This is a genomic window from Micromonospora sp. NPDC053740 (genome assembly GCF_040677775.1).
GTDB classification, from domain to species: Bacteria; Actinomycetota; Actinomycetes; order Mycobacteriales; family Micromonosporaceae; genus Micromonospora; species Micromonospora alfalfae.
This window is the reverse complement of record NZ_JBFASO010000013.1, coordinates 1-14041: the sequence shown is the minus strand read 5'-3', so window position 1 is coordinate 14041 and position 14041 is coordinate 1. Positions and strand designations below refer to the sequence as shown.

General features: G+C 70.9%; 10 protein-coding genes and 1 pseudogene. 1 reads left to right on the top strand and 10 read right to left on the bottom strand.

Going from position 1 to position 14041, the window contains the following annotated elements; genetic code table 11:
- Positions 1 to 55 precede the first annotated feature (55 nt).
- The 10 genes from AB0K35_RS28915 to AB0K35_RS28870 all read right to left on the bottom strand — a co-directional run bounded on the left by AB0K35_RS28915 (position 56) and on the right by AB0K35_RS28870 (position 13643).
- Positions 56 to 2428, bottom strand: a complete 2373-nt coding sequence (locus AB0K35_RS28915; RefSeq protein ID WP_238671352.1) for a glycoside hydrolase family 65 protein — start codon at positions 2426 to 2428, stop codon at positions 56 to 58.
- Entirely contained in the window at positions 2425 to 3228 is an 804-nt protein-coding gene (locus tag AB0K35_RS28910; RefSeq protein ID WP_238671353.1) for a beta-phosphoglucomutase family hydrolase, read from the bottom strand. Before AB0K35_RS28910 ends, AB0K35_RS28915 begins: the two co-directional genes overlap by 4 nt.
- A gap of 59 nt (positions 3229 to 3287) precedes the next feature.
- Positions 3288 to 3752, bottom strand: a complete 465-nt coding sequence (locus AB0K35_RS28905) for a DUF4442 domain-containing protein (RefSeq protein WP_238671354.1) — start codon at positions 3750 to 3752, stop codon at positions 3288 to 3290.
- Positions 3753 to 3813: 61 nt separating this feature from the next.
- Positions 3814 to 4824 (bottom strand): hypothetical protein, encoded by a 1011-nt coding sequence (locus AB0K35_RS28900; RefSeq protein ID WP_238671355.1) that lies wholly within the window; start codon positions 4822 to 4824, stop codon positions 3814 to 3816.
- Positions 4825 to 4918: 94 nt separating this feature from the next.
- Positions 4919 to 6217 carry an ABC transporter ATP-binding protein gene (locus tag AB0K35_RS28895; RefSeq protein WP_238671356.1) on the bottom strand — a complete coding sequence of 433 codons (1299 nt, stop codon included), beginning with the start codon at positions 6215 to 6217 and terminating at the stop codon, positions 4919 to 4921.
- A 126-nt stretch (positions 6218 to 6343) separates the two neighbouring features.
- Positions 6344 to 8554 (bottom strand): bifunctional glycosyltransferase family 2 protein/CDP-glycerol:glycerophosphate glycerophosphotransferase, encoded by a 2211-nt coding sequence (locus AB0K35_RS28890; RefSeq protein ID WP_238671357.1) that lies wholly within the window; start codon positions 8552 to 8554, stop codon positions 6344 to 6346.
- Positions 8555 to 8568: 14 nt separating this feature from the next.
- A complete protein-coding gene (locus tag AB0K35_RS28885; protein ID WP_363889725.1) occupies positions 8569 to 10584 on the bottom strand; it encodes a DUF5941 domain-containing protein in 2016 nt (671 codons plus the stop codon).
- Between the two features lie 41 nt (positions 10585 to 10625).
- Positions 10626 to 11372: an ABC transporter ATP-binding protein gene (locus AB0K35_RS28880; protein WP_363889381.1), complete on the bottom strand. Its 747-nt coding sequence runs from the start codon at positions 11370 to 11372 to the stop codon at positions 10626 to 10628.
- 1 nt (position 11373) lies between these two features.
- Positions 11374 to 12201 carry an ABC transporter permease gene (locus tag AB0K35_RS28875; protein ID WP_238671359.1) on the bottom strand — a complete coding sequence of 276 codons (828 nt, stop codon included), beginning with the start codon at positions 12199 to 12201 and terminating at the stop codon, positions 11374 to 11376.
- A 71-nt stretch (positions 12202 to 12272) separates the two neighbouring features.
- Positions 12273 to 13643: an L-serine ammonia-lyase gene (locus AB0K35_RS28870; protein WP_238671360.1), complete on the bottom strand. Its 1371-nt coding sequence runs from the start codon at positions 13641 to 13643 to the stop codon at positions 12273 to 12275.
- A gap of 170 nt (positions 13644 to 13813) precedes the next feature.
- On the opposite strand from AB0K35_RS28870, the pseudogene AB0K35_RS28865 reads away from it, so the two are divergent.
- Positions 13814 to 14041, top strand: a pseudogene (locus AB0K35_RS28865) (hypothetical protein); the annotation flags it as partial.

The following is a 14041-nucleotide window of genomic DNA, read 5'->3' as shown; positions in this document are numbered from 1 at the left end:
GCCGGTCCGACAAACAGCGCGGGCGGGCGGGGCGGGAGGACTCCCACCCCGCCCGTCACTGTTCGCGTTCGGGCAACCGCAGCAGCGGAGACCGGCCCGGTGGCTGCTCGGGCGGCGGGCCGGACGGGTCGGCCGGCGGCACCGGCACCGTCACCGGCTCGTCGCAGGTCACCCGCAGCATCTGGTCGTGGTGGCGCAGCTCCACCACGTCGTCCGGGCCGCCGTGCCGCAGCGAGTACGTCGTCTGGTGCGGCCGGACGTCCACCCGCAGCGCCAAGCCCCGCCACTGGAGTGAGAACTCCAACCGGCTGAGTCGGCTGGAGAGCCGGGGGGCGAAGGACAGCTCGCCGTCGTGGTCCCGTAGACCGCCCAACCCGCTGACCAGGGCGAGCCACGCGCCGGCCAACGACGCCATGTGCACGCCGTCGCGAGTGTTCTCGTTGAGGTCGTGCAGGTCCATCAGCGCGGCCTCGCGCAGGTAGGTGTGCGCGAGTTCGGGGTGGCCCACCTCGGCGGCGAGCACCGACTGGGTGCAGGCCGACAACGACGAGTCGCGTACGGTGCGGCGCTCGTAGTAGAGGAAGTTGCGCACCTTCTCCTCGGGGGTGAAGGCATCCCCCCGCCAGTGCATGGCGAGGACCAGGTCGGCCTGCTTCACCACCTGCTTGCGGTACAGCTCGAAGTACGGGTAGTGCAGCAGCAACGGGTACTTCTCCGCCGGGGTGTGCGTGAAGTCCCATTCCTGGAGTCGGGTGAAGCCCTCCACCTGCTGATGGACCTCAAGCTCCTCGTCGTACGGGATGTGCATGGAGGTGGCGGCGTCCCGCCAGCTCGCGGCCTCCTCGTCGGTGACGCCGAGGTGGAACGCCTCGTCCCGGTGGCGCATGACCACGTCGGCGGCGGCGAGCAGGTTCCGCTGCGCCATCAGGTTGGTGTAGACGTTGTCGTTCTTCACGGCTGTGTACTCGTCCGGGCCGGTGACACCATCGATGTGGAACAGCCCGTGCCGGTCGTGGTGACCGATCGAGCGCCACAGCCGGGCGGTCTCCACCAGCAGCTCCAGCCCGATGTCCCGTTCCAACTGGGTGTCCCCGGTGACCATCACGTAGCGGCGCACGGCGTCGGCGATGTCGGCGGCGATGTGGAAGGCTGCCGTCCCGGCCGGCCAGTACCCGGATGATTCCGGGCCGCCGATGGTGCGCCAGGGGAAGGCGGCGCCCCGGAGGTTGAGCGTCTCGGCGCGTTCCCGCGCCGAATCCAGAGTGCTGTGTCGCCACTGCAACGCGCTGCGCACCGCGCTCGGCTGGGTGTAGGTGAGCACCGGCAGGACGAACATCTCGGTGTCCCAGAAGGCGTGACCGTCGTAACCGGGGCCGGTCAGCCCCTTCGCCGAGATCGGCCGCTGCTCGGCCCGCGCGCCGGCCTGCAACACGTGGAAGAGACCGAACCGGACCGCCTGCTGCACCTCCGGGTCGCCTTCGACCAGCACGTCGGAGGCGTCCCAGAACGCGTCGAGGTAGTTGCGCTGCTCCCGGTGCAGCCCGTCCCACCCGTCCAGCCGGGCACCGGCCAGTGCCGCGCCGACCTGGTCGCGCAGCGCCGGCAGGGACCGTCGACTCGACCAGCTGTACGTCAGATACTTGATCACCCGCAGCTTCTCGCCGGGCTGGAGCACGCAGGCGATTGTGGTACGCACCCAGTCCTGGTAGCCCTCGGACTCGATCGTGGTGTGGTCCGGGCCGTGCACCTCGTGCTCCATGGCGGCGGCGACCCGCAGACCGGAGACCTTGGTGCGGTGGATCAGCTGGCCGCCGTCGGGGGTGGTCAGCTCTTCCTCGGCCTGGAGCGGCGACTCCAGCACCGCCGCGACCCGGGGGTCCTTGCTCTGCGCGGGCAGCGACTCGTTCGCCACCAACTCGGACTGCACGATCAGCCGCAGCGGGCGGTCGACGGCCTCCACCTCGTAGCTGATGGCGGCCACGGACCGCTGGGTGAACGAGACGAGACGGGTGCTGCGGACCTTGACCTCCCGGCCGGCGGGCGAGCGCCAGTGCAGCTCCCGGTGCAGCGTGCCGGCCCGCAGGTCGAGGATCCGTTCGTGGGCGATCAGCTCGCCGTAACGCACGTCGAGCGGTTCGTCGTCGACCAGCAGCCGGATCAGTTTGCCGTTTGTGACGTTGACGATGGTCTGCCCGGACTCGGGGAAGCCGTAGCCCGCCTCCGCGTACGGCAACGGACGCAGTTCGTAGAACGAGTTGAGGTAGGTGCCGGGCAGGCCGTGCGGTTCGCCCTCGTCGAGGTTGCCGCGCAGGCCGACGTGCCCGTTGGAGAGCGCGAAGACCGACTCCGACTGGGCCAGCACGTCCATGTCCAGCCGGGTCTCCCGGACGTGCCACGGCTCTACCGGATAGGCGCGCTCCCGAATCATCTGAAGCCTCGTTCGGCGGCGAGCGGGTCGGTAGCGGTGCGGTTCGGCGCCGGTGGGTCCGCGCGGTCGAGGAGGTCGGCGAGGTCCGTCACCACGATGTCGGCACCGTGGGCGAGTAACTCGTCGGCCTGGCCGACCCGGTCGACGCCGACGACGTAGCCGAAGCCACCCGCGCGGCCGGCGGCCACCCCGGAGAGGGCGTCCTCGAAGACGGCGGCCTGGGTCGGGTCGACGCCGAGCGCCCTGGCCCCGGCGAGGAACGTGTCCGGGTGTGGTTTGCCGCGCAGCCCCTGAGCACGGGCGACCAGCCCGTCCACCCGGGCCTCCAGCAGTGGCTCGAACCCGGCGACGGCGACCACCTCACCCCCGTTCGCGCTGGCGGTGACCACGGCTCGGCGGAGCCCAGCGGCTTTTGCGGCCTTCAGATACCGCACGGAGCCCGGGTAGACCTCGACGCCGTCGGTACGCAGGCGGTGCAGGAGCAGGACGTTCTTGCGGTTGCCAAGGCCGTTGACTGTCTCCGCCTCCGGCGGGTCGTCCGGGCCGCCCTCGGGCAGCACGATCCCGCGGGAGGCGAGGAACGACCGGACGCCGTCGGCGCGGGGGCGGCCGTCGACGTAGCGGTTGTAGTCCGGGCCCGGATCGAACGGTTGGAACGGTTCGCCGGAGGCCGTGGCGCGCTGGCGGAGGAACTCGTCGAACGTCTGCGTCCAGGCGGCGTTGTGTACGCGGGCGGTCTGCGTCAGCACACCGTCCAGATCGAAGAGACAGGCGGTCACGTGAGCAGGTAGGCCCAGCACGGTACGAATCTATCCACCCTGCTGGGCCCGCAAACCCGTTTCGGCCGCCCTGAGGCGTTTCAGTTCGGTCGCAGCGTCCAGATCACTGTCATTTCCGAGGTGGGCTTGCCGTCCTCGGTGGCGATCTGGACCGTGACGGGGAATTCCGGGCGCCGACCGGCGGCCAGCTCCTCGGTCACCTCGGTCGCCGACCGGCCGAGTCGCGCCGTGGCCAGCACCGGACCCATTGCGAGTTTCCGGTAGGCGATCTCGGCCCGGACGGCCAACGGCACGGCCCGATCGAGCAGTTGCCCGAAGGCGGCCAGCACCACCGCGCCGGAGGCCGTCTCGCCGAGGGCGAACATGGCTCCGGCGTGCGGGCCCCCGATGTGGTTGTGGGTGGCCGGCGAGTCGGGCAGCCGCACGACTGCCCGCACGCCGCCCTCCGCCTCGGGTGCCACCTCGACGAACTCGATGCCGAGCGTACGAGCGAACGGCACCGCTTCCAGCATGCCGGCCGCCACCTGGCGGGAGTCGATAGTCATGACCTGACGTTACTAATCGGTAACCAGGCCGGCAACCAGCTACTTTCCCGTCAGGGCCCGCTCAGAGGTTGCCGATGATGCGCAGGATCTCCGCATAGAAGTTGCCGTCGATGCTGCGGAAGAAGGAGAAATCCTGCCCCGGGTCGCCGAAGAACGGCCGCAACGTCCACGCCAACTGGGTGCCGACAAACCCGAAGAGCAGGATCCAGATGTAGAGCAGTGTCATGCTGGCCGGCCGCTGCGTCGGCTCCCCGCGCCGGACCGTACGGCCGTCCCACGGGCGTTGCGCCACGTAGCCGGGCGGCAGCATGCCGGGCGGGAACGAGGCACCGGCCGGCTGCCCGGCCCACTGCGTCGGAACCGGGGCCGGGGGCGTCGCAGTGGTCACGGCACCGTTCGCTGTCGACTCGGCCACGGCGGCTCCGGCCGGCACGGCGACCGGCTCGGTGCTCTGACCGGCGGCCGGCGCGGCAGCCGGCGACGGCCCGGCGGGCACCGCGGCCGGCACGGCCTGGACCGGCGCCGGGGCGCTGGCCTGCTCGCCGACAGTGGCGTTGGCGGCCTCGGGCGCGAGCAGGCCGTGGTCGTTGAGCACCTGCATCCCGCTTGTCAGAAAGCGCAACCCGACCAGCGCCGACAGGGTCAGGATCGACACGTTGAGCAGCTTGAAGAACCCGTAGTCGTTGGCGGTGATCAGGAAGAAGAGGCTGATCGGCGCGAACGCCACAGCGAGCATCGAGGTGACGGTGATCGCCACCATCACCAGCGCCACCGACTGCCGCACCGAGAGCCGGGCACCGAAGACCAGGTTGAACAGGTAGAGCGTGGGCAGGCAGATGACCAGGGTGACCAGGAACAGCAGCGGCAGCTTCAGCGCCGAGGTCAGCGCCATCAGCGGGCTGTGGAAGAAGCCCAGCACCGCCCCGTAGCAGGCCAACGCGATGGCGGAGCTGGTCAGCATCCGCCCGGTCAGGGCGTTGAGGTCACGCTCGGCCACGATCTGCTGCCAGATGCCCTCGCGATCCCGCAGGATGCGCTCGATGACGAGCGGGCTGGGACGGTCACCCGACACGGGTGCACCCCTCTCGGTGGTATTTCACAGTGGACTGGGTGGGCAGACGGTAGGGCACCGGGTGGCGGGCCCGCCACCCCGTCCGGGGACGTCGTCAGCGCCAACCCACGTCGATCCGGTCGCCACGCTCGTCGAAGAAGTGCAGCGCGTCCATCCGTACCGAGACGGCGAGCGGGTGACCGGCGCTGACCGCCGGGTACGGCGCCAGCCGCACCGCCAGCTCCGCCGGACGGCGGTGGTGCCGGCCCGGATCGGGCAGCACGCTGGTCTGGACGCCACTGGGCGGGGCCTCCTGCGCCTCCACCGGCTTGCCGGTCAGCCGCTGCATCACCGAGCCGAACCGGCGCAGGCCTCGCTGGCCGACCGGCGGCGATTCGAGTGGGGCGCCCATCTCGTCAACCACGATCGCTGTCGCGCCGATGTCGAGGAACGCCAACGACTCGTGCCCGTGGTGCTCCAGGTAGCGGATCCGCCCACGCAGCACGTCGCCGGGGCTGTCCGGTGCGACAGGGGTGAGCGCCTCGGCCCGCATGCCGACAACGATCCGCTCACCGTGGTAGTGCGCCACCGCCCTACTGCGGATGTCGTTCCAGGGCAGGTAGAGCGACTGGTCACCGAGGTTCAGCGTGACGTAACGGTCGAGATGGACGTAGACCGACGCCTCCAGCAGGTTCATCCGCGGGCTGCCCAGGAACGCCGCGACGTAGAGCGTCGCCGGCCGGCCGTACACCTGGGTCGGTGTGCCCACGTCCTGGAGTACGCCGCGGCGCATGATGGCCACCCGGTCGGCCATGGTGAGCGCCTCGGCCTGGTCGTGGGTGACGTAGACAGTGGTGACGCCCAGCTCGCGGGTCAGGCCGGAGATCTCCGCGCGCAGCTCGGCCCGCAGGCCGCTGTCCAGGTTGGACAACGGCTCGTCCATCAGGAACAGGCCCGGCCGGCGGACGATCGCACGCCCCATCGCCACCCGCTGCCGTTGCCCGCCGGAGAGCTGCCCCGGCTTGCGGGCCAGCACGTCACCGATGCCCAGCGCGCTCGCCACGTCGCTGACCCGCTCGCCCCGCGGCTCGGGCTCGACCCCGGCCAGCCGCAGCGGAAACGCGATGTTGTCGCCAACCGTCATGTGCGGGTAGAGGGCGAAGTCCTGGAAGACCATGGCGATCCTGCGGTCCCGTGGGGGCAGGTCGTTGGCCAACTCCCCGTCGAGCATCACCGCACCGGTGGTCGGCTCCTCCAACCCGGCGATCATCCGCAGCACCGTCGACTTGCCGCAGCCGGACGGCCCAAGCAGCACCATGAACTCGCCGTCGTTCACATCGAGGTTGATGCTGTCGACGGCGAGCGTGCCATCCCGGAAAACCTTGGTCACATCCTTGAGCGTGACGGTGCTCACCGTCTTCCCCCCCAGCGCGCGTCGGCCGAACCCCACAAGACTGTGACCAGGATCATGGGTTTGTGACATCGGGTAAACGTCTCATGTTCGATCGATGACACTGCTATTACACGACAGAAGCGTCGATCAGCAGCGCGTGGATCGCTCGTCCGGCTCCCCGAGGAACACCTGCCGCACCACCCGCTCCGCCGCCCGCCCGTCGTCCAAAGTGCAGAACCGGGCCCGGAAATGCTCGCGGGCCTTCGTCGCCGCGTCCGAGCGCACCCCGTCGGTACGGAACAGGTCGAGCAGATCGGCGAAAGTGGAGGCTACCGCGCCCGGCGGTTCGGCGGTGACGTCGAAGTAGACGCCCCGGGCCAGCCGGTACGCCTCCCAGTCCGGGGTGTACAGCACGATCGGCCGGTCCAACACCGCATAGTCGAACATGGCCGACGAGTAGTCGGTTACCAGCACGTCCGCCACCAGGTAGAGATCCTCCACCCGTTGATGGCCGCTGACGTCACGAACCCGCTCCCAGTCCCTCGGCTGGCCGGGCCGTCGGTCCCGGTCGTGGAAGTAGTGGCTGCGCATCAACAACCGGCCCGAGTCACCCAGCGCCTTGACGAACCGGTCCGGGTCGAACGGCGGCCGATAGCCGGGCAGGTGCTCGCGGTGCGTCGGGGCGTACAGGACGACCTGCTCGTCGGGGTCGAGGCCGAACTCCGCGCGGAGTCGGCGCACCTCGTCCGGGCTGGCGGTGACCAGGCGATCGTTGCGCGGGTACCCCACCTCCAGCGTGGTGTACGTGGCCGGGTACGCCCGGTCCCACATCTGGGTGGAGAAGCTGTTGGCGCTGACGCTGTAGTCCCAGCGGTCCACCCGGCGCAGCAGCCCGGCGAAGTCCATCCGACCCGCGCCGATCGGGTAGCGCTGCTGATCCAGCCCCATCACCTTGACCGGCGTGCCGTGGTGCGTCTGCACGTGCACCTGTTCGGGTCGCTTCCTGACGAAGTCCGGAAAGTTGACGTTGTTGACCAGCCACCGGGCGCGGGCGAGCACCCGGTAGTACGCCGGCGTGCCGGCCACCACGTACTCCACTCCGGCCGGCACGCTGTCCACCCGGTCCCGACGCACCACCCACACCCCGCGCACCCCCGGCGCCAATCGGCGGGCGACCTCGTAGATGGCCGCCGGGTTGCAGGAGTAACCCCGGTACCAGTACGCCGCGTACACGGCGAGCGCCGGGTCGACCGGCCGCCGCAACTCGGCCCGGTAGTACTCGCGCAGCAGCCCGTCCCGGGTCAGCCGGGCACCGCGCCGGGCGACCGGGCCGACAGTGCGCCGCGCGGTGCGGGCCCGTCGGCGGGCGGCGTCGCGGGCCCGGCCGGCGGCCCGCAACGCGCTGAAGGTGCGCCACCGGCCGGAGGCGACAAGCTTGTGCTTGATCCCCTCGACCCCGTCCGGTACCGGATAACCGCCGGCCGGCAGCCAGCGCTCGTAGTCCGCTGTGATCTGCGCGAAGAACGCCTCCCGCAGTTCCGGCGCGATCCGCTGACCGTTGCCGAGCACCGTCAGGTAGTGCCAGATCATCCGTTCGAAGACCACCGGCCGCAGGGCCTCCGTCGCCGACCCCCACGACTCCATCAGGTGGAACACCCGGTGCCACTGCGGGAAGACCTCGAAATGCCGGTCACCCCGGGTCCGGGTGATCGCACCGGCGCGGCGTTGGCGGTAGTTGACGCAGACCCGGTCCAGTACGCCGATCCGGTGCGCGGCCATCAGCACCGGGTAGCTGAACGAGACATCCTCGTACCAGCCGGGCGCGAAGCGCAGACCCAGATCGGTGAGGAACTCCCGACGGACCAGCCGGTTCCACGCGGTGTGCAGCAGGTGCATCGCCTGCGGCCGGTCCCGCAGGCGGAAGGTGCCCGGGCCCGGCGACTCCGGAAACACCTCGGCCATCGCGCTGCGGGTGGCGGTGTCGTTCCAGTGGGTGCGGACGTGGTCGACGAGCAGGACGTCCGGGCGGGTGACCCGCAACCGTTCGGCGACCTCGGTCAGGCACTCCGGGGCCAGCCAGTCGTCGCCGTCGAGGAACCACACGTACTCGCCGACGGCCCGGTCCAGCCCGATGTTCCGGGCCGGACCGAGGCCGACGTTCTCCGACAGCCGGACCGAGTGGACCCGCTGGTCGCGGGCCGCGTACTCGTCGATGATGTCGCCGCTGGCGTCCGGCGAGCAGTCGTCGACGGCGATCACCTCGATGTCCGTCTCCGGCTGACCGAGGATGGAGTCCAGGCACTCCCGCAGGTATCCCTGCACCCGGAAGGCGGGCACCACGAAGCTGATCAGAGTCATCCGGCCGCCCTCCGTCAGCGCGGCGCGGCACCTCCAGCGCCCGCCGGCGCCACCGACGCCCGCGCGCTACGGGCCGGTCGCACGAACCAGGCCAGGACGACGCTCACCACGAAAACCACGAGAAGGTACGCACCGAGTGTAGCCAGTCCGATACCCGCAATACCGGCGATCGCCGCGAGGGCCAACAGCACGGAACGTCCCTCCCAGCCCAGCGTCGCCGCGTGCAGGGGCGGTGCCGCCTGACGCTTCTCCAGCCGGGCGGTCAGGTCGTAGTGGTGCACAGTGAGCACGAAGACGTACCCGAAGATCAGCCAGCCGGGTGCCGCACCGACCACCCCGACCGCGATGGCGAACAGGTACTCGGCGGCCCGCAACGCCGCAGGCACCAGCCAGTCCAGCGGACCGTTGTGCGCCGCCCCGGCACCCAGGCCGCCGACCAGCAGCACCAGCAGCGCCACCGGCACCGCCCAGCGCAGCCCCTCGGGCGCGTCGCTCAGCAGCGCCCCGACCAGCAGCACCGCCGGGCCGAGCGCGGCGATCACCGCCAGGGTCAGCGGCCCCATCGGGCGGACCACCGGCAACCAGCGGGCCAGCGGGCCGTCGTCGCGGTGCAGGGTGGCGTCGACAGTGTCCAGCACCGGCACCCACATCCAGCGGGCCCGCAGCGTCCGCAGCGCCCCCGTGTACGCGAACGCCAACACCCCCCAGACCAGCACGGCGATCAGGCTGACCAGCGGGTTGAACAGCGCCACTGTCAGCGCGATCAGCGCCCACCGCTCGCCGATCGGGAAGACCACTGTCCGCTTCAGCCAGTACGACACCGACCCGGTGTCCGCCTGCACCCGGGTCGACGCCGCGTTGAGCCGGTCACCGATCCCACCGCTGGCGTTCGTCGCCGTACGCGGGCGGCGGGCAGCCTCGTCGTGCAGCACCCCGTACCAGGTGTCGGTCATGTGCCGGACGGTCTGCAACGTCATCGCGGCGATCGCGAGCGCCCACCCGTTGCCCAGCCCGGCGTGGCTCACCCCGAAGCCCAGCCCGGCGTAGACCAGGTACTCCTTGGCCCGGTCCGCCATCGTGTCCAACCAGCCACCCCAGGCGCTGAAGTGCCGGGTGTAGCGGGCCAACTGGCCGTCCACGCAGTCCAGCACGAAGCCCAGGTAGAGCAGCACCGCGCCACCGACCAGCGCGGGCCGCCCACCGACCCCGAACAGCACCGCCGCGCCCAACGCGAAGAGCACCGAGATCACCGTCACCCCGGTCGGGGTGAGCCGGAGCCGGGCCGAGAGCCGGACCACGTACGGCGACCAGGTGCTGACGAAGTAGGTGGAGAAGAAGTCGTCCTTCTCCTTCACCGACAGCCGCAACTCGGCCCGGTCCTCGTCGACAGCGGTCACCGCCGCCTCGGCAGCGGTGAGCCCGGCCGGGTCCTCGACCCGGTGGGCGACGAGCAGGCGTACCCGCTGGGCGAAGATCAGGGTGCCGAGCGCCGCGAGACCCGCGAAGAGCCGGTCCACGGCGGACCCGGGGCCACCGGCCGCCACCGACCCCCCGGACCCGCCCCCGCCGGTCACCGGCAGCGGCGCGACGTCGCCGGCCGGGCCGATCGGAGCGGCGACGGGGAGCATCCCGGACGTGGCGGCGCGGGCGGCGGCCGCGAGGGTCGGCAGGTCGTCAACGCCGACCCGCAGCGCGCCGCCGAACACGCCGGTGGCGGCCCCGTCGAGGGCGTCCAACGCGCCGGCGTCGACCACCTGGCCGCGCTCCTCCCGCACCGCTGTCCGACCGGGCACCGGCGGGTCACCGAGGACCAGCGCCACAGTGGGACCCACCGGGCTGGTGGCCAGGTGCCGCAGTACAGCCGTGTGCGCCACCAGGTCGGTGCCGGTGATCAGCACCGGGACGGTCGCTGTGGTGACCAGGTCGGACAGCTCGTCGAGGTTGGCGGCGAAGCGCACCTCGTCCGCCCCGGCCAGGCGCAACTGGTCGGCCAGCCGGTCGGCCAACGGCTCACCGGTCGCAGTGGTCAGGCCCGCCGCGGGCGTCCCGGCGGCGAGCACGATCGCGAGCGTCACCGCGGGACCGCTGCGTGGTACGCGTCGAGCGCATCGGCGATGGTGCCGTCGAGCGTCAACCGGCCCGCGTCGAGGTACAACCCCCGACGGCAGAACCGGGTCAGGTCCTTTTCGTTGTGTGACACCAGCACCAGCGTGCGCCCCTCCCCGAGCAGACGATCAATAGTCGCGTAACACTTCTTGCGGAACTCCGCGTCCCCGACCGCTGTCACCTCGTCCATCAGCAGGATCGGGTGCGGCAGGTGCGAGATGATCGCGAAGCCCAGCCGCACCTTCATCCCCGACGAGTAGTGCCGCACCGACGTGTCGATGGCCCGTTCCACCTGCTCACCGGCGAACTCGACGATCTCGTCGAAGTGCCGCTTCAGATAGCTCGTCGACAGTCCGTGCAGCCCACCGACCAGGTGCAGGTTCTCCCGCCCGGTCAGGTCGTTGGAGAAACCGGCGGACAACTCCAGCAGCGGCGCCACAGCGCCGTGCACCCGGATGTCGCCCTCATCCGGAATGAGCACCCCGGCGATCAGCCGCAGCAGGGTGCTCTTGCCGGTGCCGTTGCGCCCGATCACCCCGACGGTCTCGCCGGGCTCGATGGTGAACGACACGTCCCGCAACGGCCAGAACTGGCCGGGCAGGGCACCACGCGCACCCCGGTGGATGAACAGCTCCCGCAGCCGCAACTGGCGGCGACGGTTCCGGACGAACCGGATGCCCAGCCCGTCGGCCTCGATGATCGGCGCGGCCACCTCAGAGCTCCTTGAGCACTGCGGGCTCCAACCGGCGGAACGACCACCAACCGGCGGCCAGCACCAGCAGGCTGCCGACGACAGTGGTGGCGAGCAGCCGGGCGTCCGGGAACTCGTCCGGATACCAGATCGCGTGGTGCAGCTGGAAGATCCCGACCAGCGGGTTCAGCTCGTACACCACCTTCAACCAGCCGGGCAGGCCGGACTCCCGGACCAGGCTGAGCGGATAGATGATCGGCGTGGCGTAGAAGAGCACCCGGATGATCAGCCGCATCAGCCGTTCCACGTCGCGCATCAGCACGTTCCACGCGGACAGCAGCAGGGCGAGCCCGGTCAACAGGACGGCTTGGACGGCCACCGCCAGCGGCAGCGAGAGCAGCGACCAACCCGGATGGATCCGACCGTGCGCCGCGTAGATCACCGCGATGGCGATCAGGATCGGCAGGCCGGCCGCGTACTCGGCGAACCGGCCGGTGACCCGACCGATCGGAAAGACCTGACGTGGCACGTTCATCGTGGTGATCAACCGGGACTGGCCGGTCAGCGCGTTCGTCGCCTCACTCAGCGCCGAACTGGTCCACATCCAGGCGAAGATGCCGGTGATCAGGAACAACGGGTACGAACCGGCCGCCTCACCGAGGTGCCGACCGGTGTCCCGGGAGTAGAGCACCCCGAAGACGAACCAGTAGATGGCGCCCATGCCGAGCGGCTCGATCAACGACCAGAAGTAGCCCAGCACCGACTGCTGGTACTTGACCGCAAGATCCCGCCTGACCAGGATGCGCAGCGAGTTGCGGTGCGACCACAACGCCGCGACGCCAGAGGTCACCGCAGCCTCCCGCCTCCTGAAACGGACGACAGGTTAGCAGTCGGTGAACGATTGCCCCGAATCGACCGGACTCAGCACTCGATCACGTTGACGGCCAAACCGCCACGCGCCGTCTCCTTGTACTTGACCTTCATGTCGGCGCCCGTCTCCCGCATGGTCTTGATGACCTTGTCCAGCGACACCTTGTGCACCCCGTCGCCGCGCAGCGCCAGCCGGGCGGCCGTGATCGCCTTGATGCTAGCCACCGCGTTCCGCTCGATGCAGGGGATCTGCACCAGGCCACCCACCGGGTCACAGGTCAACCCGAGGTTGTGCTCCATCCCGATCTCGGCCGCGTTCTCCACCTGCTCCGGGGTGCCACCGAGCGCCTCGGCCAGCCCCGCCGCCGCCATCGAGCACGCCGAACCGACCTCACCCTGGCAGCCCACCTCGGCGCCCGAGATCGAGGCGTTCTCCTTGAACAGCACACCGATCGCACCCGCCGTCAGCAGGAACCGCACCACACCCTCGTCATCGGCGTCCGGCACGAACCGGGTGTAGTAGTGCAGCACCGCCGGAATGATCCCGGCCGCGCCGTTGGTCGGCGCGGTGACCACCCGGCCGCCAGCGGCGTTCTCCTCGTTGACCGCGAGCGCGAACAGCGTCACCCAGTCCATCGCGTGCAGCGGGTCCGCCGACCCGGCCTCCGCCTCCAGACCACGCCGCAGCTCCGCCGCCCGCCGCCGAACCTTCAACCCCCCAGGGAGTACGCCGTCCCGCTCGCAGCCGCGCTGCACGCACTCCTGCATCACCCGCCAGATCTCCAGCAGACCGGCCCGGATGTCCGCCTCGCTGCGCCAGGAACGCTCGTTGGCCAGCATCACCTCGCTGATCGACAGCCCGGTGCGGGTGGTGATGTCGAGGAGCTGCGCCCCGGTCAGGAAGGGATACCGCACCACAGTGTTGTCCGGCTTGATCCGGTCCGCCCCGGCCGCCGCCTCGTCCACCACGAACCCGCCACCGACGGAGTAGTAGGTGCGGCTGCGCAGCTCGACGCCGGCCCCGTCGTACGCCACGAACGTCATCCCGTTCGGGTGATACGGCAACGACCGGCGGCGGTGCAACGTCAGGTCCCGATCCGGGTCAAAGTCGATCTCGTGCGCGTCGAGGATGTTGATCCGCCGCTCGGCCCGGATCCGCTCGACCCGAGGACCGACAGTGTCCGTGTCGACAGTCTCCGGCGACTCGCCGGACAACCCGAGCAGCACCGCCGGACCGCTGCCGTGGCCATGCCCGGTAGCACCCAACGAGCCGAACAACTCGGCCTGCACCCGCGCCGTGTCGCTGAGCAGCCCGTCGGCCTTCAGCCCACCAACGAACGTCCGCGCGGCCCGCATCGGCCCCACAGTGTGAGAGCTGGACGGCCCGATACCGACGCTGAAGAGGTCGAAAACACTGATCATGGCTGCGCTTCCTCGCCGTCGTCCCGGCGTACGGGACCCGGCCGGGTCGTGACCGCCGGTCTGGCGGCCCCGCTCGTGACCGTCCTGGGTATGGGGTGCCGGCCCTCCGGGGTGTGGAAGACCGATCAACCAGCCTACCCGCCCAGCTCACCGCCCACCCGGTCCGGGACGTGAACACCCGACCACCGTCCCCCACCCGCCCCGACCGGCCCGGCGCCGCCCCGCCCGGTGCCACCCTGGTCGACCCCGCCCGGCGCCGCCCCGCCCGGTGCCACCCTGGTCGACCCCGCCCGGCGCCGCCCCGCCCGGTGCCACCCTGGTCGACCCCGCCCGGTGCCGCCCCGCCCGGTGCCGCCCCGCCCGGTGCCGCCCCGCCCCGCCCCGCCGCCCGCCGCCCG